This is a genomic window from Caulobacter sp. Root343 (assembly GCF_001425745.1).
In the GTDB taxonomy this organism is placed as follows: domain Bacteria; phylum Pseudomonadota; class Alphaproteobacteria; order Caulobacterales; family Caulobacteraceae; genus Caulobacter.
The window spans coordinates 703,252-726,245 of record NZ_LMDF01000007.1; the positions used below are offsets into that span (position 1 = coordinate 703,252).

At 64.9% G+C, this 22,994-nt stretch carries 19 protein-coding genes; 10 read left to right on the forward strand and 9 right to left on the reverse strand.

The genetic code is table 11. The features are described from left to right. Positions 1-472 precede the first annotated feature (472 nt). A complete protein-coding gene (locus tag ASC70_RS26010) occupies positions 473-2,107 on the forward strand; it encodes a Mu transposase C-terminal domain-containing protein (RefSeq protein ID WP_082539745.1) in 1,635 nt (544 codons plus the stop codon). Next, positions 2,107-2,991: a TniB family NTP-binding protein gene (locus ASC70_RS24545; RefSeq protein WP_082539746.1), complete on the forward strand. Its 885-nt coding sequence runs from the start codon at positions 2,107-2,109 to the stop codon at positions 2,989-2,991. The genes ASC70_RS26010 and ASC70_RS24545 overlap by 1 nt, the downstream gene beginning before the upstream one ends. 1,371 nt (positions 2,992-4,362) lie before the next feature. On the opposite strand, the gene ASC70_RS25055 is transcribed toward ASC70_RS24545, so the two are convergent. The 3 genes from ASC70_RS25055 to ASC70_RS15840 all read right to left on the reverse strand — a co-directional run bounded on the left by ASC70_RS25055 (position 4,363) and on the right by ASC70_RS15840 (position 6,075). Continuing rightward, positions 4,363-4,536: a hypothetical protein gene (locus ASC70_RS25055; RefSeq protein ID WP_156396234.1), complete on the reverse strand. Its 174-nt coding sequence runs from the start codon at positions 4,534-4,536 to the stop codon at positions 4,363-4,365. Between the two features lie 27 nt (positions 4,537-4,563). Next, the gene (locus ASC70_RS25060) at positions 4,564-5,322 is read right to left on the reverse strand and encodes a hypothetical protein (protein ID WP_156396235.1); all 759 of its coding nucleotides are present in this window, start codon (positions 5,320-5,322) and stop codon (positions 4,564-4,566) included. A 438-nt stretch (positions 5,323-5,760) separates the two neighbouring features. Beyond that, a complete protein-coding gene (locus ASC70_RS15840) occupies positions 5,761-6,075 on the reverse strand; it encodes a hypothetical protein (RefSeq protein WP_056051679.1) in 315 nt (104 codons plus the stop codon). Between the two features lie 448 nt (positions 6,076-6,523). On the opposite strand from ASC70_RS15840, the gene ASC70_RS15845 reads away from it, so the two are divergent. The 5 genes from ASC70_RS15845 to atzF are packed head-to-tail and all read left to right on the forward strand — an operon-like array spanning position 6,524 to position 13,867. Beyond that, positions 6,524-6,994: a CopG family ribbon-helix-helix protein gene (locus tag ASC70_RS15845; RefSeq protein ID WP_082539747.1), complete on the forward strand. Its 471-nt coding sequence runs from the start codon at positions 6,524-6,526 to the stop codon at positions 6,992-6,994. Beyond that, positions 6,994-7,818 (forward strand): urea amidolyase associated protein UAAP1, encoded by an 825-nt coding sequence (locus tag ASC70_RS15850; protein WP_056051683.1) that lies wholly within the window; start codon positions 6,994-6,996, stop codon positions 7,816-7,818. The genes ASC70_RS15845 and ASC70_RS15850 overlap by 1 nt, the downstream gene beginning before the upstream one ends. Before the next feature lie 7 nt (positions 7,819-7,825). After that, on the forward strand, positions 7,826-8,455 hold the full coding sequence (locus tag ASC70_RS15855) for an urea amidolyase associated protein UAAP2 (RefSeq protein WP_056051685.1): 630 nt from the start codon (positions 7,826-7,828) through the stop codon (positions 8,453-8,455). Between the two features lie 7 nt (positions 8,456-8,462). Continuing rightward, positions 8,463-12,086 carry an urea carboxylase gene (gene uca / locus ASC70_RS15860; protein WP_056051687.1) on the forward strand — a complete coding sequence of 1,208 codons (3,624 nt, stop codon included), beginning with the start codon at positions 8,463-8,465 and terminating at the stop codon, positions 12,084-12,086. Beyond that, complete coding sequence (gene atzF / locus ASC70_RS15865) at positions 12,083-13,867, forward strand: allophanate hydrolase (RefSeq protein WP_056051690.1); 1,785 nt, start codon at positions 12,083-12,085, stop codon at positions 13,865-13,867. Before uca ends, atzF begins: the two co-directional genes overlap by 4 nt. Before the next feature lie 540 nt (positions 13,868-14,407). Here the strand turns inward: atzF and ASC70_RS15870 are convergent. The 3 genes from ASC70_RS15870 to ASC70_RS15880 all read right to left on the reverse strand — a co-directional run bounded on the left by ASC70_RS15870 (position 14,408) and on the right by ASC70_RS15880 (position 17,163). After that, positions 14,408-15,169: an ATP-binding cassette domain-containing protein gene (locus tag ASC70_RS15870; RefSeq protein WP_056051691.1), complete on the reverse strand. Its 762-nt coding sequence runs from the start codon at positions 15,167-15,169 to the stop codon at positions 14,408-14,410. Position 15,170: 1 nt separating this feature from the next. Continuing rightward, the gene (locus ASC70_RS15875) at positions 15,171-15,989 is read right to left on the reverse strand and encodes an ABC transporter permease (RefSeq protein WP_056051694.1); all 819 of its coding nucleotides are present in this window, start codon (positions 15,987-15,989) and stop codon (positions 15,171-15,173) included. 67 nt (positions 15,990-16,056) lie between these two features. Continuing rightward, on the reverse strand, positions 16,057-17,163 hold the full coding sequence (locus ASC70_RS15880) for a putative urea ABC transporter substrate-binding protein (RefSeq protein WP_056051696.1): 1,107 nt from the start codon (positions 17,161-17,163) through the stop codon (positions 16,057-16,059). Between the two features lie 456 nt (positions 17,164-17,619). Between ASC70_RS15880 and ASC70_RS15885 the strand changes: the two genes are divergently transcribed. From ASC70_RS15885 to ASC70_RS15895, 3 genes are all read left to right on the forward strand, one after another. Further along, on the forward strand, positions 17,620-18,195 hold the full coding sequence (locus ASC70_RS15885) for a GbsR/MarR family transcriptional regulator (protein ID WP_056051698.1): 576 nt from the start codon (positions 17,620-17,622) through the stop codon (positions 18,193-18,195). Between the two features lie 66 nt (positions 18,196-18,261). Then, the gene (locus tag ASC70_RS15890) at positions 18,262-18,978 is read left to right on the forward strand and encodes a DUF4166 domain-containing protein (protein WP_082539748.1); all 717 of its coding nucleotides are present in this window, start codon (positions 18,262-18,264) and stop codon (positions 18,976-18,978) included. Further along, the gene (locus ASC70_RS15895; protein ID WP_056051699.1) at positions 18,975-20,483 is read left to right on the forward strand and encodes a TIGR01777 family oxidoreductase; all 1,509 of its coding nucleotides are present in this window, start codon (positions 18,975-18,977) and stop codon (positions 20,481-20,483) included. Before ASC70_RS15890 ends, ASC70_RS15895 begins: the two co-directional genes overlap by 4 nt. Here the strand turns inward: ASC70_RS15895 and ASC70_RS15900 are convergent. The 3 genes from ASC70_RS15900 to ASC70_RS15910 are packed head-to-tail and all read right to left on the reverse strand — an operon-like array spanning position 20,469 to position 22,856. Further along, positions 20,469-20,738: a hypothetical protein gene (locus ASC70_RS15900; protein ID WP_056051701.1), complete on the reverse strand. Its 270-nt coding sequence runs from the start codon at positions 20,736-20,738 to the stop codon at positions 20,469-20,471. The two genes, ASC70_RS15895 and ASC70_RS15900, sit on opposite strands and share 15 nt — an antisense overlap. After that, the gene (locus ASC70_RS15905; RefSeq protein WP_235519421.1) at positions 20,735-22,168 is read right to left on the reverse strand and encodes a radical SAM protein; all 1,434 of its coding nucleotides are present in this window, start codon (positions 22,166-22,168) and stop codon (positions 20,735-20,737) included. Before ASC70_RS15905 ends, ASC70_RS15900 begins: the two co-directional genes overlap by 4 nt. Next, positions 22,089-22,856 carry a prolipoprotein diacylglyceryl transferase family protein gene (locus ASC70_RS15910; protein ID WP_056051706.1) on the reverse strand — a complete coding sequence of 256 codons (768 nt, stop codon included), beginning with the start codon at positions 22,854-22,856 and terminating at the stop codon, positions 22,089-22,091. Before ASC70_RS15910 ends, ASC70_RS15905 begins: the two co-directional genes overlap by 80 nt. Positions 22,857-22,994: the final 138 nt, after the last annotated feature.

Here is a 22,994-nt window from a genome sequence, read left to right on the forward strand (position 1 = left end):
CAAAGACATCGAAACGCACTGATGCGTTCGCGGGCCGTATATCAGTTTAATTTTTTGGCCCGGTACACCGCAATCGCCTAGCTGACAGTTGCTAGCGGGCCCGGTAGGGGGGCAAGGGGCAGCCACGATCTCTGGCAGTATCGTCAGACAGATAAATCGCAATGCGTCCCGAGGACGAACGCATATGCGCAAGCGATTGATCAATTGAAATTCTAGCGTATCGTCTAGAGGCACGCACGAATACTCGCGCGTCAACCTTTGTCAACCTAAGGGGCCGAATCCATCGCTAACAACAAGGCGGGAAAAGAAAAACCCAGCTTTGCGAGAGCTGGGCTATTCGTATTCTTCAGCAGTTCAACACTCTAAGGATACTCCCTCCACAACTTGGATCTGTCAAGCGGACGTTTGCGCCGAACCCTGGCGTGCGCCTGCTTAACTGGAGCGCGGCGATCCTCCGCCGTGGAGGAGAGGCATGTCTAAAAACGACCCACCTTTGCCGAGTTGCACCAATATTTCACAGGAAACTTTCGATCATCTCGCCCATCGCTTGAGATCACTGCAAGGTCTCCCAAAAATTGGCGAAAGAACGAGGCGCGATGTTGAGGCAGCAGCTTTAGAAACTGGCGTGCACGCGACCACAATATACCGCAGTTTAAGCCGAATAACGGGCAAGGGAACCGTCCAAGATCTATGCCCAAAACCACGAGGATTCCCAAAAGGGCGCTCGCGACTAAACGCGCGCCAGGAGGCCTTGATCTCGCAATACCTCCTATCGGACTACCTCAATGCAAGTCGACCATCCTTGGCAAAAGTCGCCAGGCGCATAGGGGGCGCGTGCGAGGATGAAAAGCTTCCGCGCCCAAGCCGCGCAGCAATTATCCGACGCCTAAAGAACCTCCCAAAGCGTACAGTTGTCCGCAAACGGTACGGCGCAAAAGCCGCCGAGCGCCAGACACCCCGACCCGGTCAATATGTCGTCGCCGAGCCGTGGGCGGTTTGGCAAATCGATCACACCCTTGCTGACGTGATTGTTGTCGACGCCGAAGGGCGGCCTATAGGCCGTCCCTGGCTGACAGTCATAATAGATGTCTGCACACGAATGGTTGTTGCATTCTATTTCGGCCTGGACCCACCTTCATCTATTAGGGTGGCGGCGACACTTGATCTAGCTATCTCGAATAAAGATCACTGGCTATCTGCCAGGGGGCTAGAATACTTGTGGCCCTGCGAGGGCTTTCCACGCCTTATGCACAGTGATCGCGCGAAAGAATTTCAAACAACCTCCTTACGCAACGCGCTTCTGAACCATGGCGTTGAGTGGTTTTTGAGGCCGCCCGGAGGGGCGCGGTACGGCGCGCATATAGAACGCCTAATTGGCACCCTCATGGGAGAGTGCAGGCTGCTTCCCGGAGCAACATATAACAATCCCAAGGCCCGAGGCAGCTATGACAGTAAGTCGGCAGCGCGACTAAACATAGACGACCTCGATAGGTATTTCTCACATCAGATTTTAGGCGTCTACCACAATACAATCCATAGCGCGCTGGGAAAAACCCCAATGCAGGCTTGGCTGGAAAAGGCCTCGGAGCAGTTGCCAAGGCATCCAGACGATTCCGAGAAATTCCGCTTAGATCTCTTTCCAGAAGAGGATCGGGTAATCACTAGGCAAGGAATAAGGTTGTTCTGCGACGAATATTATAGTCACGAAATCGGAGATCTTTATATATCTGGCGTGCGCGCGGTAAAAATAAAATACGACCCCAGAAACCTCTCCCAAATATATGTTCGTGACCCGCATGGTCGGTACTTAACGGTGCCCTACAGGTTTAAACGAAATAGCCCGCCCACTACCTTGTGGCTGTTGAAAACGGCCCGACGAACTATCCGTCAAACGGGCGTAGTTGAGCACGATCGTCATACCACCAAGTACGCCACCGAGATGGCCGAGAAGGTTGTCACTCAGGCCGCACGGAGGTCCGACAGGGCAGCCCGCAATATCGAGAGATTGAAGCGAGATCGTGGTGCAGCGGAAGGACTCTTTCGAACAGTCAAAGACGCCCCACGGAACGACGATGACTGGGGCGGCGCCTTTGAGGGGGAAGGGTAATGCCCGAAAAGGCGGTTCAACACACCGAGCCCTTTCCCCATCTGCACACCGAAGTTCGCCATCTGGCAACCGCGGATTTGCACGCACGAAGAGCCTGCATTCTGACTGACCGATGGATCAGTTACCCGGCTGCCGAAGACGTACTTTATCGACTTTTTGAGCTGCTAGACATGCCGCCGCGCGTGAGGATGCCATCCCTATTGTTTTGGGCCCATCCAAACATGGGCAAGACTTTCATCCAAAGGCATTTTCTCGAAATCTACTCGAAACGCGGGGAGGGGGAAAATGGTGCAGTGCTTTGGATGGAGATCAATGACGGGCTTACGGAAAAGCGTCTTTATCTAGATCTACTTACGGCGCTAAACGCGCCAGCACCAGACGCCACAGCGGCCCGTTTACAGTCAATGCTAATGAGGCATCTCAAAGCAAGATCTATCAACATGATCATGCTTGATGAGCTTCAACGCGCTACTGAGCTCCGGCAAAGAGATCAGCGGACGATCTTGAATGCACTAAAATATCTCTCAAACCAACTGTCTATCAGCATTGTCGGATTTGGCTCGGGAGAAGCGAAGGCGCTAATTGAATCTGATGATCATCTTTCAGAGCGGTTCGACGTCATTGAGCTACCAAAGTGCGGAAAAAGAGAAAAATGGTTGGTCGACCTAGTTCGAGCGCGGGTTGAATACTTTCCGCTTCGCAAAGCTACCAGCGTAGATCGCGCCATGATGGAATGTTTGCTTTTTCATTCAAATTTTCTTCTTGGGAGATTGATTCGTCTTTTGGAGCGTGCAGCGATAGCCGCACTCGACAACCAGGAGCATATCTCTGCGGACTTAATCGAAGCTGTGGCCACGCGTCGTCGGCTGACCGAAAATGGATGATGCCCCCAACGCGTCCTGCGACTTATCTGCACTTGCCCCACCAATTGAGGCGGGCGAAGCGATCTCATCGTGGCTAGCGCGCACAGCGGATACTCATTTGCTGACCCTCGCAGAGTTGCAGAGAGAGATTGGCGGTTCGATTGCCGCCTTGGATCGCGGAGACTTCACGCTACTGCCAAGAGTGGCTCGGATGACTGGCGTCTCCCTCGAAACTCTGTTCCGAATGGTGCACAGCCAATTTATCGCCGAGCCAGCTAGGCCAGGGCCACCGCCGCCCGAAACCTGGGCGGTGTGTCCAGAGTTGTCTCCGCGCCGATCAGGAGCAGGGAAGGGCGCCACACGTGCGGCGAACCTGGACGCATCCCCTCTATGTCTACTGCCCAGTCCATGAGACCGCCCTAATTCCTCACGCCAATAGTCCGATCAGCGTGGTCAGTCAGCTTGCAATTGCCGGCGAACGCGCACCAGCTCGAAAGTATAGCTCAACCCCCTTAAGCCGCTTTTATTTCGACGACCTTCGCGTAATAAATCAGATGCACGAGTATTTAGGATTAGAGTCCGGAGCAATAATTCCAAATCGCGCCGGATTATATTATGCTATTATTGATATCGTCGATGCATTAGCCACCAATATGAGAACGGACGGCTCGGGGGCTCTAGTATCGATGGTCGAGCGCCCAATGATGAAGCGACGATCACTTCCAGGCTGCAATCACCTCCCAAGTGCTTGGTGGAGCGACGTAGGCGCTTCCGAGCGATTGCTCTACGTCAGGATCGCTCTTTTGTTCACCCAGGCAAAATCGCCTTTGGTTCATTGGTTGCCAACACCGTTTGGTTCCAGCTGGTTTGTAAATCGACTTTGCGCGGGCGACGACGCCCCATGGCTCAAAGGCGCGGTTTTGGATCCGCTCATTCTGATTACAATGGAGCTGCCGGGTCACGCTATTGGGACGCTGAACGTCTTGTCTTCGCGATGGCCACATGGCTTGCAGCAGCGGTGGACCTACGCGGTAGCGGCGGCAGGCCTTGGGCGACATGGTCGCGGATTAAAGAGTCAGCCAATCGCAGGATATCGAGTCAGAAATCAATTTTGGCCGGAACGATAGTTGAACTTTCCGCGGCCTGAGCCGCAGTCGCAAAGTTTGGAGTCAGCGACAACAGATCAGTCAGCAGCACAGCGATCCTTATCGCCTAAGATATATTATCGGAATATTTTACATGTTCGGCGACTTCGTTGCTCTCGGCTTTCCGAATTCCTTGCAAACCCGGGCCCAGCGATGACTCGCTGTCCTTATTCGTTGCAACGGTCCTAGATGTTTGCACGGACATGGCTCTGCCTCAGCACACGCGGCGCGCGGTTTTTGGCTGAATTCAGCTGAAGGATCGCAGCAGCCAGATCAGGCCTGCCAATGACGCCGCGCCAGTAAAGAACCCGCCGAACAGCAACAGCGCGATCGTGCCGTGGCCCATTATGCGAACCGGGCGTTGCGCGGCCAAACTCGCGTCGATCCGGTCGATGTACTTCTGGAAAGCCCCAGTGCTCATCGTCAGCTCCCAAACCGGACTGCCGCGCTAGGCGTGCCGAGCCAGCGCGACCCAGGTTGCCGATCCAAGTCTATCCCTAAGCGCCTTCGGCCACAGCCGGGAGTTCCTCGCAAGTTCGTTGGCTTCTTCGGCGCGCGAGACGCACAGCATCATCATCAGCGGGTCATCGGAGGCGCAAGCCGCGAGATGTTTCAATCGCTTAGCTGTTCTATTTGGAAGGCCCGACAAGCCCAGGAAGTGTCCCTTGCCATATCCGTGCAAAGCCAGGCTTTTGTACCGGTCGGGCCGGATGGCAATTTGCGCCACCGCCGACAGGACGCGGATGCGCCATGGCGCATTCAGTCGCCCGAGTACGCCCCGTCCGGGCCGCGCGCCCATAAAGCCCGGCAGAATCTGATCATCAGGATGATCAAACCAGGAAACCAGTGTGCCTTTCGAGCCGATCGGGGCGCCATGGAGCAAGAAGTCAGACAGATCCAGAAGAGCATGGCGCGCCCTCGCCCACTCGCCGGCCAGCGACCACGCCGAACAGTCCACCGCCTGCCCCGCCCGCAGCCCCTGTATAGTGTCCTCAAGGTCCCAAAGATGCGCAGGAAACTTGATCGTCGGTACGCCAACCGAGAGCCGATGGCGTGGCTTACGCTCTTCAGCGCCCTGCGATCGGCGGGCTTCCATCCCCTCGCCTACACCATCCTTCAGAGCGAGAACGAGCTCGACCCCTGGAGACAGAAGGGCCGCGCTTGCAGCCTCGATCTTCTCCTCGAGCTCTCGCCGCATCCGGCGCATGAGTGGGGTCGTCACAGGACCGAAGTCCGACTCGGCACTGCAGAAGAAAGCTACCTCTTGACGATCGGCGATGCGTTCTTGTCGACCGCTACGGCTCCGAAGGGCTGGGAGGAGTCCTTTGTAGCGACGCTTCGCGCGCACCCCTTCCTTGCAACGGCCAACGACGGCCTCTCAGCCACTGATCGAATTGCAGCCGAGTAGGTTGGCGCTTGTCTATGGCTGCGCGTCGGGACAGGGCTTAGACCGCGAGGCCTATTCCAGGGTGCCGGCACGATCGCTATGAACCTACTATGGTTGCGACCGTTGCTATGAGTTCGGTCAAGCGGTCTGGTGCTGGGTCTAGGGGCGGAGCCCGATCGCGCCTGTAAGCGGACGCTTCCAGTGTCGCCGAAGAGTCATCTGCGGTTCTGGCCCGTCGTCGACGCAGAGGTGAAGGTGTCACGCAGCGAGGTGAAGAGGATACTTTTGCAAGTGAACGATCAACGCCGTGATGGCGAGGTCGCTGAGATGGCTATCCTTGACGTCGGCCACATCCCGCAGACGCGCCACCAGCGCTGCCTCGACGGAAAGTGTCACCGCCGAGCTGCCGGGCCCCGTGAACAGGTACGGAAAGTGCTCGACGTGGTTGTCGAGGAAGTCGGTCAGGACGTCGCTGTAATGCGCGCTAGCCGTCACCCCGGCCTCTTTCGCGCGCTTCTTCATCTGCTTGTGCAGTTCGAGCGGCAGGCGAAGCGAAAGGTTCTGGAGGGGCACGAGGGCTCCGAAATGGCGACCGGCGGATTGACCGCCAAAGAATCGCCCAATCCGGTGCGTGACGCAAGGCGTCGAGATCAGAGCCGTATGGCTCGCGTTGCTAGGATCTGGGCAACACCTTGCCTCAAACATTGTGCAACGATTTAGGACGGAACGTGCAAGCAATTCCGCGTTTTGCAAGGAACAAGGACTTTGCTTGCGCTGACGGCGTCTGAGCTTGCCGTGCAACTATTTGGGACGGCTCATAGTTGCAACGATCCTGGCTGTTGGCAACGCGCGGCGGTTCGGGGGGTTCTCCGCCGGAGCTTTCGGCTTCTTAGACTGAAGTAGCGGCTACGTCATGTGTGCGCATTGATCAGTCGCCCGCCGCACAAAACGAAGGCAGCGCGCATCGAACTGCTGCGCCAAGAGTATTACATATTGCATATTTCGTAATATCGATGATGGGATGCCTGTCATGGACATGTCCTCATCAACTCTCGCCCGCCTGAGCATCAGTTTGCCGGCCGAACTGATGGCGCAGCTGGACGCCATGGTCGCCGAACGAGGCCTGCCTAGCCGTTCGCAGATGATCGCCGAGCTGATACGCCACGAACTCGCCGAGCACAGCGCCGAGCGCCCCGACGCCGTCCTGGCCGGCACCATAACCCTGATCTATCGCGCCGAAAGCGGCCGGGTTCGCCACGCCTTGGCCCAGGCCCAGCTCGGCTACGTCAAGGAGGTGATCTCGGCCCAGAACGTCTTCCTGGAGGACGACCAGGCCATGGAGGTCCTGCTAGTCCAAGGTCCGTTCGAGCGCCTCCAGCAACTGTGCGACGACCTGCGCAAGGTGCGCGGCGTGCAACAGATCAAGCTTGTCACCACCACGGCCTTGCTGCCGCCGCTGCATTTTCACGGCGAAGACGGAGGGCCGGCGTAATGAGCCAGACCGCCGATCCCTATGCCGCCCGAGCCCACGCCCGCGCCCAGGACGGAACCCGCGCCGAGGCCATGCCCACCCTGCCGGCCACGGCGGCCGTCGATCTGCCGGAAGGCGTCATCGCCGCCGATGTCGTCTGGGACGAGACCATCGCGCCGGGTGGCTACGCCAGCCGCCAGATCGCGCGTGGAACCCGGCTGCGGCTTACCGATCTGGCCGGTGACGCCAGCCCGTCGCTGCTGCTGTTCAACGCCGAACGGCCGGTCGAGCGGCTGAACATCGCCGACACGTTGAAGGTGCAATGGAACGGCTATCTCGGCGAGGGTCGCCTGCTGCTGTCGGACATGGGCCGGGCGCTGGCCAGCATGATCGAAGACACGGCCGGGACCCACGACGCCTTCTGCGGCGCGTCGAACCAGGCCAGCAACGCCCGCAAGTACGGCGATGGCTTCAACCACGGCGCCCACCCCAACGCCCGCGACCGGTTCTCGCTGGGCGTGGCCAAGTTCGGCCTCGGCCGCAAGGACATCCATCCCTGCCTGAACCTGTTCAAGGACGTGCGGATCGCCCAGGGCGGCGAGACGGTGTTCGACGCCGGCCCCTATTCGCCAGGCCGGTTCGTCACCCTGCGGGCCGAGATGGACCTAATCGTCGTGCTGGCCAACTGCCCGCACGTCCTGGATCCACGCCCCGACTACGCGGTCACTTCACTGCGCGCTACCGCCTGGCGCGGTCCGGTCACGCACGAAGCCGATCCGATCCGCAACGCGACGCCGGAGGGCCTGCGCGCCTTCCTCAATGTCGAAGACTACTATCGCCGCTGAGGGCCAGATGACCGCCTCGCCTCCCCCGCTCGCCGGATCCATCGTCCACGACGAGGTCGTACCGGCCCGCGCCCCCTGGCTGCACACGATCAAGGCCGGCCAGACCCTGCGGATCGTCGATCTGGAGGGCAACCAGGCCGTCGACTTCCTGGCCTACAGCGCCGCCGACGACGCCGAACGCTACAGCGCCCAGGACACCATCGCCGCCCAGGGTAACGTCTTCCTGCGCGAGGGCTCGGTGCTGCTGTCCAACGAAGGCGCGCCGATGATGACGGTCGTCGCGACGGCCGTGGCCTATCACGACACCATTGGCGGAGCCTGCTCGTGCGAGAGCAACACCCTGCGCTATGGCCACCACACCAAGGCCCAGCACGCCTGCGTCGAGAACTTCCTGATCGCCAACGCCCGCCACGGGCGCGGCAAGCGCGACATGGTCGGCAACGTCAACTGGTTCATGAACGTCCCGGTCGAGGCGGACGGCGCCCTGGGCATCGTCGACGGCATCTCGGCCCCCGGCCTTTATGTCGACCTGCGGGCCGAGATGGACGTCGTCGTCGTCGTGTCCAACTGCCCGCAGATCAACAATCCCTGCAACGGCTTCGCCCCGACGCCAGTGCGCATGATCGTCACGGAATAGGACCGCCATGTTCGATAAGGTCCTGATCGCCAACCGCGGCGCCATCGCCTGCCGGATCATCCGCACGCTCAAGGCCATGGGCGTGAAGTCCGTGGCGGTGTTCAGCGACGCCGACGCGGGCTCGCTGCACGTCAGCCTGGCCGACGAGGCCGTGCGCATCGGCCCGGCTTCGGCCGCCGAAAGCTATCTGCGCGGCGACCTGATCCTGGCGGCGGCCGGGGCGACGGGGGCTCAGGCGATTCATCCGGGCTATGGTTTCCTCAGCGAAAACGCGGGTTTCGCCGAGACTTGTGAAGCGGCCGGCGTCGCCTTCATCGGCCCGACCGCCGACAACATCCGCGCCTTTGGCCTCAAGCACACCGCGCGTGACCTGGCCCAGGCCCACGGCGTGCCGCTGGCGCCCGGCACCGACTTGCTGGTCGATCCCGCCGCCGCCCTGGAAGCGGCCGAGCGCATCGGATTCCCGGTGATCCTCAAGGCGACGGCCGGCGGCGGCGGTATCGGCATGCGGGTGTGCGAGAGCGCCGAAGCCGTGGCCGAGGCCTTCGCGGCCGTCCAGCGGCTGGCGACCGGCAATTTCAGCGACGGCGGCGTCTTCCTGGAGCGCTATGTGCGTCAGGCCCGCCACGTCGAGGTGCAGGTGTTCGGCGACGGCGCCGGCAAGGTGGTGGCCCTGGGCGAGCGCGACTGCTCCCTCCAGCGCCGCAATCAGAAGGTGGTCGAGGAGACCCCCGCCCCCGGCCTGCCCGCCGCGACGCGGGCGGCGCTGCTGGACGCCGCCACGCGTCTGGCCTCGGCGGCCCACTACCGCTCGGCCGGCACGGTGGAGTTCCTCTACGACGCCGATCGCGACGACTTCTTCTTCCTGGAGGTCAACACCCGCCTGCAGGTCGAGCACGGCGTCACCGAGCAGGTGACGGGCGTGGATCTGGTCGAGTGGATGGTGCGCGGCGCGGCCGGCGACTTCGCCTTCCTCGATGTCCCGCCGCCCGAGCCCAAGGGCGCGTCGATCCAGGTGCGGCTCTATGCCGAGGATCCGGCCCAGGACTATCGCCCCAGCTCCGGCGTGTTGACCCAGGTCTTGTTCCCGACCGATGTCCGCGCCGATGGCTGGGTGGTCGACGGGACCGAGGTCAGCGCCTTCTACGACCCCCTGCTCGCCAAGCTGATCGTCACGGCGGCCGACCGTCCGGCGGCGGTCACTGCGATGCAGGCGGCGTTGGACGACAGCCGCCTGGCCGGGATCGAGACCAATCTCGACTGGCTGCGCACCGTGGTGCGCAGCCAGCCCTTCGTCACCGGCAAGGTTTCAACCCGCGCCCTGGAGACTGTCAGCTGGACGCCCGACACCATCCAGGTGCTGAGCGGCGGGCCCGCGACCACGGTCCAGGACTGGCCCGGTCGCCAGGGCTACTGGGATGTCGGCGTGCCGCCGTCGGGGCCGATGGACGCCCTGGCCTTCCGGCTGGGCAACCGCCTGCTGGGCAACGGCGAGGACGCCGCTGGGCTGGAGATCACGGCCCTCGGTCCAACCCTGAAGTTCAACCGGGCCGCCGTGGTCTGCCTGACCGGCGCGGCCTTCGACGCCAAGCTCGATGGGGTTGCTGTCGAGGCCTACGCGCCCATCACGGTCGCCGCCGGCCAGACCTTGAAGATCGGCCGCGTGGTCGGCGCGGGCCTGCGGGGCTATCTGCTGTTCCAGGGCGGACTGGACGTGCCGGCCTATCTGGGTAGCCGCTCGACCTTCACCTTGGGCGGTTTCGGCGGCCATGCCGGGCGCAACCTGACGGCAGGCGACGTGCTGCGCCTGATGAACGGAGAGACCGCGCAACCCTCCGCGCCGCTCGACAAAACTCTGCGACCCGCCACGACCAAGGCCTGGACCATTCGCGTTCTGCCGGGCCCTCACGGCGCGCCAGACTTCTTCACGCCGGCCGACGTCGCGATGATCGGCGGGACGGATTGGAAGGTGCACTACAATTCCAACCGCACCGGCGTGCGTCTGGTCGGCCCCAAGCCCGAATGGGCGCGGCGCGATGGCGGCGAGGCCGGCCTGCACCCGTCCAACATCCACGACAACGCCTACGCCATCGGCGCGGTCGACTTCACCGGCGACATGCCGATCATCCTGGGGCCCGACGGGCCCTCGCTGGGCGGCTTCGTCTGTCCGTTCGTGATCATCCAGGCCGACCTCTGGAAGGCCGGGCAACTGGCGCCGGGCGACACCGTGCGCTTCGACGTCGTCGACGACGCCGCGGCGGCCCTGGCCCTGGATGAGCAGGAAGTCCTCATCGCCCACCTGGTCGCGCCGCCCGAGCCGACCAGCGTGCGGCCGCCCCAGGGCGACAGCCCGATCCTGGCCGAGCTGCCCGAGGAAGGCCACCGCCCCCGCGTCCTCTATCGCCGCCAAGGCGATCAGCATCTGCTGGTCGAATACGGCCCCATCGTGCTGGACCTGGAACTGCGTCTGCGCATCCACGCCCTGCTGCTGGAGCTCCAGGGTCTGGCCCTTGCCGGCGTCATCGACCTGACCCCGGGCATCCGCTCGCTGCAGGTCCACTATGACAGCCGCCGCCTGAGCCAGGCCGACCTGCTCGCCGCGCTCGTCGCGGCCGAGGAACGGCTGGGCGGGTTGGACGATTTCGAGATCCCGTCGCGCGTGGTCCACCTGCCGCTGAGCTGGAAGGATCCCGCGATCTACCAGACCATCGACAAGTACATGCAGGCGGTCCGCGACGACGCCCCCTGGTGCCCGGACAACATCGAATTCATCCGCCGGGTCAACGGACTGGAGAGCATCGACGACGTCCAGCGCATCGTCTTCGACGCCCGCTATCTGGTGATGGGCCTGGGCGACGTCTATCTGGGCGCGCCGGTCGCCACCCCGGTCGATCCGCGCCACAGGCTTGTGACCACCAAGTACAATCCCGCCCGCACCTGGACGCCGCCCAACGTGGTCGGCATCGGCGGGGCCTACATGTGCATCTACGGCATGGAGGGACCGGGCGGCTACCAGCTGTTCGGGCGCACCATCCAGGTCTGGAACACCTGGCGGCAGACCGAGGCCTTCACCGACGGCAAGCCGTGGCTCTTGAGGTTCTTCGACCAGATCCGCTTCTTCCCCGTCAGCGCCGACGAACTGGTCGAGTGGCGCCGCGACTTCCCGCTGGGTCGTCGCCAGATCCGCATCGAGGAAGAGACCTTCCGTCTCTCGGACTATCGCAAGATGCTGGCCGACAACGCCGACAGCATCGACGCCTTCCAGGCCACGCGGCAAGCCGCCTTCGACGCCGAGCGCGCCGACTGGGAAGCCAAGGGCGAGTTCGCCCGGGTCGAGGCCTTGTCCAGCGTCGCCGACGACGTCAGCGAGGCCGTCGCCCTCGTGGCGCCCGACGGGAGCGACCTGATCGAAGCTCCGCTGGGCGGCAGCGTCTGGAAGGTGCTGGTCGAGCCCGGCCACCGGGTCGCGGCCGGCGCGGTGATCGCCGTGATCGAAGCGATGAAGGCCGAGTGCGACGTCAACAGCCCGACGGCCGGCGTCGTCACCGTCGTCTACGCCCAGCCCGGCCAGGCTATCGCCGCGGGCGCGCCGATCGTGGCGATCGCACCAGATCTTGAAGCCGCCGCATGAGCGATTTCCAGCGCCTGTCGGTTACGATGATCGCCAAGGCGGTCAACGGCGGAGTCAGCGCGGTCGAGGTCGCTCAGGCCGCGCTCGACGCGGTCGCCGCCTACGACCTGATCCAGCCCCAGACCTGGATCCTGCGCGTTCCCGCCGAAGCCGTCCTGGCCCAGGCCCGCGCCGTCGACATAAGGATCGCCGCCGGCGAGCCCCTGCCCCTGGCCGGCGTTCCGTTCGCGGTGAAGGACAATATCGACGTCGCCGGATTGCCGACCAGCGCCGCCTGCCCCGCCTTCGCCTATACGCCCGAACGCTCGGCGACCGTGGTCGAGCGCCTGGTCGAGGCCGGCGCCGTCCTGATCGGCAAGACCAATCTCGACCAGTTCGCCACCGGCCTGGTCGGTGTTCGCAGCCCCTATGGGGCGCCGCTGTGCGTGTTCGATCAGGACTATGTCAGCGGAGGCTCCAGCTCCGGCTCGGCCGTGGCGGTGGCGGCGGGTCTGGTGGCATTCGCGCTGGGCACCGACACGGCCGGATCGGGCCGTGTGCCGGCCGCCTTCAATCACCTGATCGGCCTCAAGCCCTCGAAAGGACGCTGGAGCACGCGCGGCCTGGTTCCGGCGTGCCGCTCGCTGGACTGCATCAGCGTGTTCGCCGCCGATCTGGCCGGCGCGGCTCTGGTCGACGACGTGCTGACCGGCTTCGACGCCGAGGACGACTATTCTCGGGCCGCGCCGGCCTCACCGCCGACCGCGCCGACCGGCGCCTTCCGCTTTGGCGCGCCCCGTCCCGACCAGCGTCTGTTCATGGGCGACGAGCAGTCGGCCGCGCTCTACGCCGCCGCCATCGAGCACATGACGGCCGCTGGCGGAACCCTCGTCGAGATCGACATCGCGCCGCTGCTGGACTGCGCCAAGCTGCTCTACAGCGGCCCCTGGGTGGCCGAGCGCACCGCCGCCGTGGAAGATCTGCTGCGCGACAAGCCCGGCGCGATCCATCCGACCGTGCGCGCCATCGTCCAGGGTGGTTTGGCGGTCACCGGCGTCGAGACCTTCAAGGGCCTCTATGCCCTGGAAGCCTATCGCCGCGCGGCCGAACCGATCTGGGAGGCGGTCGATGTGATGCTGCTGCCCACGGCCCCGACCATCTATCGCCTGAAGGAAGTGCTGGCCGAGCCGATCGCGCTGAACGCCAACCTCGGCCTCTACACCAACTTCGTGAACCTGCTCGACATGAGCGCCCTCGCCGTCCCGGCCGGCTTCCGCGAGAACGGCACGGGCTTCGGCGTCACCCTGATCGGACCGGCCTTCGCCGACCGCGCGCTGCTGGCCCTGGCCGAGCGCTATCTGGAGACCTTCCCCATGGCCGACACGCCCCCGCTCGACCTGACCCCGCGCAAGCCCGGCGTGAAGCTGGCCGTGGTCGGCGCTCACCTGGCCGGCATGCCGCTGCACTGGCAGCTGACCTCGCGCGAGGCCCGGCTGGTCGCGGCGACCAAGACCGCCCCGGCCTACAAGCTCTATGCCATGGCCGAGACCACTCCGCCGAAGCCGGCCCTGATCCATGTCGGAGACGGCGGATCGTCGATCCTGGTCGAGGTCTATGAGCTAGATTTCGAGGCCTTCGGCAGCTTCACCGCCGAGGTGCCCGCGCCCTTGGCCATCGGCACCGTCACTCTGGAAGACGGGACCTCGGTGAAGGGTTTCGTGGCCGAACCTCGCGCGCTGAACGGCGCGACCGACATCACCGCGCTGGGCGGCTGGCGGGCCTATATCGCCTCGCTGGCTTAGGTCTTCGGACACGGTTTCTCGCTCACGCGTCCGAAGGCCGCGATGGGATGGGGAGGGTGCGAAGCGCCCGGGCCTCGCCCGGATGATTTGCAGATTTGAGTACCGTTTCGACGAAGACGAGCGCTCCGCGCGGCCTTCTGACGGAAGCCTTCGGATCGCGGGGTTTTAACCCGCTCCGACAGAGGCCTCCGGCGGGCGGAGCCTTGGCTTGCTCCGGACCGCATGGGCGATTTCAGCCCACGCCTGGCGCGTTCGTCGAAACCTTCACCGCTAGGGCTTCGTCCCGATGTTCAGGGAACCTGACCTGGATCGCCGCGAAAGCCGTCACTCAAGACCTCGACGAGCGCTTCCCGCTCGACCACCCCCGAAGGCCGCATCGGTCGCCGTACGTGCGCCCTCCCCGTGCCTTCAGGTGGAAGCATTATGCGGTCGGTCCGAAGAGGGGAGGACGGGAAACGTGCGTTTTCGCACAAAGTATTGGAATCGTGGGCCATTGGTTTTCAAACCACGGGGATAGAGGCGTGATGATCCCACGCCTTTCTATCCGCCTAGCCCCGCCAGCGCCTCCGGCCCCACCGCGCCGGGCTTGTCCAATGGAAAGTCGTAGACCGCCGTCGAGCCGTAGCGATGCGGCGCCTGCGGGTCGCGGCGGCGCTTGTCGAAGGCCAGGACACGGGTGCCCAGCTTGAAGGCTTCCTTGATGTCGTGGGTGACCATCATGATGGTCAGGCCGTGTTCGCGCCAAAGGCCCGTGATCAGCTCGTGCATGTCGAGGCGCACGCCGGGGTCCAGGGCGCCGAACGGCTCGTCCAGCAACAAGATGCGGGGCTTCTTGATCAGGGCCTGAGCGATGGCCAGGCGCTGCTGCATGCCGCCGGACATCTGGGCCGGGTAGACGTCACCGCTGTCGCCGAGGCCGACGGCGGCCAGCATCCGGTCGGCCTGCTCGGCCGCCGCGCGGCGCCGAGCGCCCGACAGCCGCCCCAGCAATGGCGAGCCTTCGCAGTCGAGACCGAACACCACGTTGTCGCGGGCGTTCAGGTGCGGGAACACAGAGTACTTCTGGAACACCACGCCCCGGTTGGGCCCCGGTTCGGCGCGCAACTTGCGGCCGTCCAGGTCGATCGCGCCCTTGCTCGGCGCCTCCTGGCCCAGGGCCAGGCGCAGGAAGGTGCTCTTGCCCGCGCCGGACGGCCCGACGATCGAGACGAAGCTGCCCTGCTTGATCGACAGGTCGACGTTCTCGAGCACGACCTTGTCGCCGTACTCCACCCACACGTTGCGGAAGGTCAGCAAGTCCATCTCAACGCCCTCTCGCTGGGTGGGCCCAGGGATAGGCGCGGCGGCTGGCCACCTTCAGGGCCACGTCCATCGCCACGGCCAGGATCGAGATCCAGACGACGTAGGGCAGGATGATGTCCATCGACATGTAGCGGCGGACCAGGAAGATCCGGTAACCCAGGCCGACATCGGCGGCGATCGCCTCGGCCGAGATCAGATAGACCCAGGCCGGGCACAGCGACAGGCGCAGGCTGTCGATCAGCCGAGGCATGGCCTGTGGCAGGGCCACGCGGACGGCCAGCTGCCAGGTGCTCGAGCCCAGGGTCTGGGCCTTGACCAGCTGCTCCTCGGGAATGGCGGCCACGTGGGCGGCCAGGTCGCGGACCATCACCGGGGTGATGCCGATGACGATCAGGGCGATCTTGGCGGTTTCGCCCAGGCCGAAGACGATGAACAGGATCGGCAGCACCGCGATCGGCGGCACCACGGCGATGGCCGCCACCAAGGGTCCGAACTTGGCGCTCAAGAGCGGCAGGAGCCCCAGCCCCAGCCCCAGCACCAGGGTCGTGCCGGTGGCGATCACCAGGGCGATCCCGAGCCGCCGGAGGCTGGCGACCGTATCGACCACCAGGGGCGCGTCGCCGGTCAGCGGATCGACCTTGGCCATCAGTTGCACGGCCTCGACCATGGCGGTCGGCGTGGGCAGTAGCTTGTCACGCGAGTTCTCGGCGTGGCGGGCCTGCGAGGCCATCAGATAGACCAGCGCCACCGCCAGCAGCGGCAGCAGGCCCAGCAGCACGCGCAGGCCGCCTCTTGGTCTGACGTTCAGCAAGCGGCGCATGACGTACGAAGGTCCCGGAACTGGAGGGCTGGCCGCCCCGCCGGAATGGCGGGGCGGCGTCATCAAGCTACAGCTTGCCGTCGGCGGCCTGCTGAACATAGGTCGTATCGAAGCGTAGCTTCACATTGGCCGGATCGCCCAGGGTCTTGCCGCCCGGGAAGCTGATGCCGATGTCGTCCACCGACTTCGCGCCTTGGCCGAACAGGCCCATGCTGAAGCTGAACTTGCGGACGCGGTCGTTGGCCGTGACCAGGTCCGGGCTGACCGTCGCCGCCAGGGCGGCCTTGGGATCGGCGTAGAGATATGTGGTCTTCAGCTGGCTCTCGAAGCTGGCCAGGTCCGAGCCCGACAGCTTGGCCATCGCCTCGCGCGCCGCCTTGCCTTCGGGGGTCTGGGCGACGGTCAGGGCCAGGGTCTCGTACCAGATGCCGGTCAGGGCCTTGCCGAGGTTGGGATTGGCCTTCAGGGCCTCGGTGCTGACCATCAGGCCGTCGAGGATCTCGCCCGGGATCTTGGAGCTGTCGAACACCTCGGTCGCGCCGTGCGCCTTCTTCACTTCCGACAGTTGCGGGTTCCAGGTCACCAGGGCCTTGGTGTCGGCCGCGCCATAGGCGGCGACGATGTCGGCGTCGGAGGTGTTGACCGTCTTGATGTCGGCCATCTTCAGCCCGGCCTTTTCCAGCGCGCGGGCCAGCAGGTAGTGGGAAACCGACAGCTCGACCAGGTTGACCGGCCGGCCCTTGATGTCCGCCAGGCTCGCGCCGTTCTTCAGGATGACGCCGTCATTGCCGTTGGAATAGTCGCCGATCATCAGGACGGTGGTGTCCTTGCCGGCGGCGGCCGGGACGGTCAGGGCGTCCATATTGGTGGCGGTGACGCCGTCCAGCTTGCCGGCCGAGAACTGGTTCAGGGATTCGACGTAGTCGTTGATCTGCACCAGCTGGATGTCGACGCCGTACTTGTCGGCCCACTTCTTCACGATTCCAGACTGCTGGGCGTAGGCCCAGGGCATCCATCCGGCATAGATCGTCCAGCCGATCTTGTAGCTGGTCTTGGCCGCGGCGGCCGGCGCGGCGGGCGCCTTTTCGGCGGTCTTGGGTCCGCACGAGGCCAGGGCCAGACAGGACGCGACCATGGCCGCCATGAAACGCTTGCGGGTGAACAGGACACTCATCGGCGGCTCCCTTGAAGTTCGCCGAGGAAGCGTTCGACATATTACGAGTTGCCGCAATCGTAATACCGAAATCGCACCGTTCCTGCGCCCGCCGGAACCCGAACTGCCGAAAAAGCAGGCCTCTCGTCACGCCGGCGCCGCATCGCGCGCCGCTCACGCGCCATCGGCGCCCACAACAAGGCCAAGGTTTGCGCCCGCCCTCCCCGCCACGCATCCTGAAGCCTCCGCAAGGTGTCGCGATCATGCTCTCGAAGCTAGCCGCCGGATTTTGGCGCTTGGTCCGTAACGGCCTGGCGGCGCGCGGCGGTCGGTACTGGATGACCTGAGCGCATTCTGCTCGCTCGCGAAAAGCGTCGCCCGATCCTTTCGTCGTGATTGCCGACCGCTGATCTCAAGCGGCTCGCCAACTTCGGTCCGCACATTGACTCCATTCCGCCACGGTCGTAGATTTCTGTCATGACAGAAACAGCAGACAACGCGAAACGCCTCCCCGTCGCGGTCGAGCAGTTCGTGCTACGCTGGGGCGACATGGGCGGGCAGTGGGGGGTCAACCGCTCGGTGGCCCAGATCCACGCCCTGCTCTACCTGGCCGACCGGCCGATGACCGCCGAGGACATCGCCGACAGCCTGGGCATGGCCCGCTCGAATGTCTCCAACAGCATCCGCGAGCTGATCGGCTGGAAGCTGATCCGCCGCGTGCCGCTGCTGGGCGACCGGCGCGACCACTATGAGGCCGAGGCCGATCTCTGGCAGATGCTGACCCGCATCGCCCAGGGTCGCAAGGAACGCGAGATCGACCCGATGGTCGAGGCGATGGGGCCCGTCCTGGCGGCGGCCGAAGACGACCCCACCCTGAGCCCGGTGGCGCGCAAGCGGCTGAAAGAGATGCACGGCTTCGTCACCACGATCGACGGCTGGTACGGCCAGATGCTGACCGTGCCGCCGTCCACCCTGATGTCGCTGATCAAGATGGGTACGAAGGTCGTGGGCCTGCTGGGCCTGGGCCGTGGCAAGACGGACAAGACGTCGTAAAAAATTTGACCGATAATTTCTCTCCAGACAGAAATAACAGGTCGGACAGGAGAAGGGGATTTGGCGATGTTGACGACTGAAAGGCTCCACCCGCCTCCGCGCAGCCGCGCCCTCGACTCCGCAGCCGCCAAGCCCGCCGACCTGCATGACCTTCGCTTCCGCGTCCTGCTGGGCGAGGCGGGCTGGAACAGCCTGCCGCCGGCCGTACGCGAACGGTTCAGCAAACGCCTGCGCCCCGGCATGGCCGTGACCTATGCGGGCCAGATCACCGAGAGCCGGCGCAACATGGCGGGCCACGTCCTGGCGCAGCTGTGCCGGCTGATCGGCGCCCCCCTGCCCCTGAACGACGATCTGGGCGCGGCGGCGGTCGTGACCGTGACCGAGGATGGCGACGCCGGCGGCCAGTTCTGGACGCGGATGTACAACCGCGCCCACGGCTTCCCGCAGGTGATTCACAGCAGCAAACGCTTCGCCGGACCGACGGGCCTCGAGGAGTATCTCGGCGGCGGCTTCGGGATCGCCCTGGCGGTCAGCGCCGATGAAACCGCCCTGCACTTCCACAGCCGCCACTACTTCCTGGCCCTCGGCGCCATTCGCCTGCGCCTGCCCGCCTGGCTGGAGCCCGGCGCGCTGACCATCAGCCACATCGATCGGGACGATGGCGGCTTCGCCTTCGTCCTGGACCTGCGCCACCCGCTGCTGGGCGAGCTGCTTCGCCAGGTCGGGCTGTTCCGCGAACGCCCGGCGCCGCGCCCCGACGACATTGAAGGACATCGGCCATGACCGACCTGATCTGGACCCTGGTCTTCATCCAGGTGGCGATGGGCGGCTTCGACACCCTCTATCACCACGAGCTGACCGAGCGCCTGGCTTGGCGGCCGTCGCAGGCTGGCGAGCTGCGCCTGCACGGAGTGCGCAACCTGGCCTATGCGGTGATGTTCCTGGCCTTGGGTTGGAGCCGGCCTCAGGGCTTGGCGGCCGCGGCGCTGATCGTCTTGATGCTGGCGGAGCTGGTCGTCACCCTGTGGGACTTCGTCGAGGAGGATCGCACGCGCAAGCTGCCGGCCAGTGAACGCGTGACCCACACCCTGCTGACCCTGAACTACGGCGTGGTGCTGGCCCTGGTCGTCCCGCTGCTGGCCGGCTGGACCACGCTGCCCACCACGGTGACCCTCACCTTCCACGGCGTTTGGAGCGGGCTGTGCGCCCTCGCGGCGGCCGGGGTCGTCGTCTTCGGTCTGCGCGACCTGGCGGCGGCCGGACGGACCAACCGGATCGTAGCGTCCGATCCCGTCCCGCTGGTCGCGGCCCTGCCGCCGCGCCAGGCGGTGCTGATCACCGGCGCCACCGGCCTGATCGGCCGCCGTCTCGTCGCGGCCCTGGTCGGCGCCGGCCACGACGTGACGGTCCTGACCCGGGCCCGCGCCAACGCCGCCGTTCTGCCCGCCCCGATCCGGATCGTCACCGACCTGGATCAGCTGCCGGACGAAACCCGCATCGACGCCGTCGTCAATCTGGCCGGCGAACCGATCGCCGAGGGGCTGTGGACCCCGGCCAAGCGCCGCCAGATCATCGACTCCCGCGTGGAGACCACCCGGGCGGTCGTGGCCCTCATCGGCCGGCTGCGCCAGCGGCCCAAGGTGCTGGTCAACGGCTCGGCCATCGGCTGGTACGGTCTATGGGGCGACGAAACCCTGGACGAGACGGCCAGAGGCCGCGACTGCTTTTCGCGGACGGTCTGCGCCCGGTGGGAGACCGCCGCCGAGGCCGCCGAGGCCCTGGGCGTGCGCGTCGTGCGGCTGCGGATCGGCATCGTCCTGGCGATCGAGGGCGGCGCCCTGTCCCGGATGCTGACCCCGTTCGAATTCGGCCTGGGCGGGCCGTTCGGGGCCGGGCGGCACTGGATGAGCTGGATCCACCTGGACGACCTGGTGCGCCTGATCGCCCATGCCGTCGCCACGCCGGGCCTGAAGGGCGCGGTCAACGGCACGGCGCCGGAGCCGGAGCGCAATCTGGCCTTCGCTCGGGCGCTTGGCGGCGCCCTGCATCGCCCCGCCGTCCTGTCGGCCCCGGCCGCGCCCCTGCGGCTGGCCCTGGGCGCCTTCGCCGACGAACTGCTGCTGGAAGGCCAGAAAGTGATCCCCGCGGCGGCCCTGGCCAGCGGCTTCCGGTTTATCTACCCCGCCTTGGACGAGGCCCTGGCGGACATCGTCGGCGCTCGCCGAACCAAGTCGCGAACCGCCGTCGCACGGCTGGCGCAGGCCCTGCCTGGCTCATTCCCTCGGTGAAGAGGGGGATTGAGAACCGCGCCAGAGCTTGCGGCCCGCAATAAAGAGACCGACGCCGGCAGCGATTGGAATACCGCCGAAGATCAGAGCCACGATCCCCATGCCGCCCACACCGCCAGGGTCGCTGCCCGCCATGGAGATCAGGAAAACCGCGCTGCACAGACCGCACAGGCCTATCATCAGTCCGCCTACCACCATCAGCAGCGCGCCGAACATCTTGGTGACAAGGCGTGCGCCGCCCTCCTCGTTCGTCATCCGACGATCTCCCCGCGACCGCGCCGCAGCGCCCCGTTCCCCGGCGCGCCGGGGCGATAGAAGGTGTTGTAGGTGTCGAACGGAATGATCCGCCCATCCGGCTCGACAAAGTGGACGCACGAGCGCTTCACCGTGCCGAGATCGAAATTGTAGCGATCCAGGAATTGCGAGATCACCACGCGGAACGTGTTCTCATAGCTCAGTTCCTTTGGAACCGCCGCCTCGGGCAGGCAGCACAGCAGGCTGGCCAGCTTCTCGGAGGTGTCGGCCTGCGCCGTCGACAGCGACATCAGATCGAAGATCCCGCGCCGCAGTTCCGGATAGGCCTCGAAGGTCACGGTGTTGGGCGCGGCGGCGACGAACAGTTCCCGCGGCAGCATGGCCGTCACAGGCATGACGTCGGCCCCGTTGCGCAGGCCATAGCCGATGCAGATCTGGTCCGGATTACAGGGCAGCGGGATCAGATCCTCCAGAGCAAACACCCCCGCCTCGGCGATCCTTCGCCGAATCTGGGTGAGTACGATGCGATCGCGTCGCGGGTCGAAGCCCTCGTTGCGACCGGCGTCCTGGATCGGCTGAAAGGTCACGCCCCGCACGCAGCGCCAGGTCAGAGCATGGCGCACGATGTCCGGGATCTCCTCGTCATTGAGGCCCTTTTTCAGGGTCACGACCAGGGTGGTTGAGATGTTGTTGCGTTCCAATGCCTCCAGCGCTTCCTGTCGCACGCGGGTCAAGTCCGCGCCGCGCAAGACCATCAGCGGTTCGCGCTTCAGACTATCGAACTGCAGATAGACCTCGAAGCGCGGCATGAAGGTCGCCAGTCGCTCGGCGAAGCCCGGCTCGCGGGCGATGCGCAGGCCGTTGGTGTTGATCATCAGGTGACGGATCGGCCGTCGGCGAGCCGCTTCCAGGATCTCGAAGAACTGCGGGTGCAGGGTGGGCTCCCCGCCCGAGATCTGCACCAGGTCGGGCTCGCCCTCGGAGTCCACCAGAATATCCAGCATCCGCTCGATCTCGGCCAACGGACGATGGCCCTCGCGCTTGACCGACGAGTCGGCGAAGCAGACCGGGCACGACAGGTTACAAGCCTCGTTGACCTCGATGATCGCCAGGCACGAATGCTGCTCGTGGTCGGGACACAGGCCGCAGTCATAGGGGCAGCCATGGTCCGTGCGGGTTTGGACGTTCAGCGGTCTGTCGCCGGGCTTCAGCCAATCCTGCTGCGATTTCCAGTAGGAAAGATCGTCGGCGATCAGCGTCTTCTGCACGCCATGCTCGCGGCAACGCTTCAGCAGGAAGACGTCGTTGTCCTCGGCTATGATCTTGGCCGGGATCAGCGCCAGGCAGTCCTCACACAGGCTGGTGGTCTGCCCCAGGAACAGATACGGCGCCGACTTGCGCACGCTCGCGGCGCCGCTCGCGCCTGTCATAGATCCATCCATAAGCGACCAGCCCCGCGCACAACAGATGGAAGAGATTAAACGGCCCGATCAACTTGGGATAGGGCTTCAGAAACTCCCAGGCGAAGCGTTGCGCGCCATAGACCATGCACAGGGCGTAGAAGCCGCGTCGCATCGCCCAGTCCGCCCGCACGGCCAGACCGCCGAGATAGGCCACCAGAAAGAGCGCCATCGACAGGCTCTCATACAGTTGCACCGGGTGGCGCGAGACATGGTCGCCGAGGTCCACGCCCCAGGGCAGCCGTGTCGGTGCGCCGTAGGTGCCGTCGGCGGTCCCGGCGAAGAAGCAGCCCAGTCGCCCCACAACCACGCCCAATGCGAAAGGCCCGGCGAAGACACCGCCCGTCGAGCGCTTCACGCCTTTCAGCGCCTTGTAGATTTCCACCGCGACGATCGCGCCGACCAAGGCGCCGACGACGCTGTGAGACAACGAGGGCTGCGGGCCGCGCAGGGTGTTCAGCGAACCCGCCACCCACGCCCCCGGCAAGGCGCCCAGCGCCAGGGCGACGAAGTAGCCGCCGCCGACGCGACCGGCCACTTTTTCGGCCATCGTCCTGAGACGCCAGCGATAGAGAGCCACGCTCAGCGCCAGCCCACTCAGCCAGCCGCCGAGATCAAAGACGACGTGAGCGAAAGGCGAGGTCGGGACCGGGATCATGTCGCGACATGGCCATGTCCGGCCGCACTTCGCAATTCGCAGCGCCGCAATCTCAGCTCCGGGACGTGCGCCTATGCTTGAACTTCGCCCGCGCTGATCCTGGCGCAGGCCAGGCCAGGTCCGGCGACCTTCGACTCG

Coding starts and splice junctions, on each gene's coding strand:
- ASC70_RS15910 (WP_056051706.1), bottom strand. CDS start 22,856: ATGATCCCGGTCCCGACCTCGCCTTTCGCTCACGTCGTCTTTGATCTC.
- ASC70_RS15855 (WP_056051685.1), top strand. CDS start 7,826: ATGACCGCCTCGCCTCCCCCGCTCGCCGGATCCATCGTCCACGACGAG.
- ASC70_RS15885 (WP_056051698.1), top strand. CDS start 17,620: ATGACAGAAACAGCAGACAACGCGAAACGCCTCCCCGTCGCGGTCGAG.
- ASC70_RS15870 (WP_056051691.1), bottom strand. CDS start 15,169: ATGGACTTGCTGACCTTCCGCAACGTGTGGGTGGAGTACGGCGACAAG.
- uca (WP_056051687.1), top strand. CDS start 8,463: ATGTTCGATAAGGTCCTGATCGCCAACCGCGGCGCCATCGCCTGCCGG.
- ASC70_RS15890 (WP_082539748.1), top strand. CDS start 18,262: ATGTTGACGACTGAAAGGCTCCACCCGCCTCCGCGCAGCCGCGCCCTC.
- ASC70_RS15900 (WP_056051701.1), bottom strand. CDS start 20,738: ATGACGAACGAGGAGGGCGGCGCACGCCTTGTCACCAAGATGTTCGGC.
- ASC70_RS15845 (WP_082539747.1), top strand. CDS start 6,524: ATGCCTGTCATGGACATGTCCTCATCAACTCTCGCCCGCCTGAGCATC.
- ASC70_RS26010 (WP_082539745.1), top strand. CDS start 473: ATGTCTAAAAACGACCCACCTTTGCCGAGTTGCACCAATATTTCACAG.
- ASC70_RS15880 (WP_056051696.1), bottom strand. CDS start 17,163: ATGAGTGTCCTGTTCACCCGCAAGCGTTTCATGGCGGCCATGGTCGCG.
- ASC70_RS24545 (WP_082539746.1), top strand. CDS start 2,107: ATGCCCGAAAAGGCGGTTCAACACACCGAGCCCTTTCCCCATCTGCAC.
- ASC70_RS15850 (WP_056051683.1), top strand. CDS start 6,994: ATGAGCCAGACCGCCGATCCCTATGCCGCCCGAGCCCACGCCCGCGCC.
- ASC70_RS15905 (WP_235519421.1), bottom strand. CDS start 22,168: ATGACAGGCGCGAGCGGCGCCGCGAGCGTGCGCAAGTCGGCGCCGTAT.
- ASC70_RS15875 (WP_056051694.1), bottom strand. CDS start 15,989: ATGCGCCGCTTGCTGAACGTCAGACCAAGAGGCGGCCTGCGCGTGCTG.
- ASC70_RS15895 (WP_056051699.1), top strand. CDS start 18,975: ATGACCGACCTGATCTGGACCCTGGTCTTCATCCAGGTGGCGATGGGC.
- ASC70_RS25060 (WP_156396235.1), bottom strand. CDS start 5,322: ATGCGCCGGATGCGGCGAGAGCTCGAGGAGAAGATCGAGGCTGCAAGC.
- atzF (WP_056051690.1), top strand. CDS start 12,083: ATGAGCGATTTCCAGCGCCTGTCGGTTACGATGATCGCCAAGGCGGTC.
- ASC70_RS25055 (WP_156396234.1), bottom strand. CDS start 4,536: ATGAGCACTGGGGCTTTCCAGAAGTACATCGACCGGATCGACGCGAGT.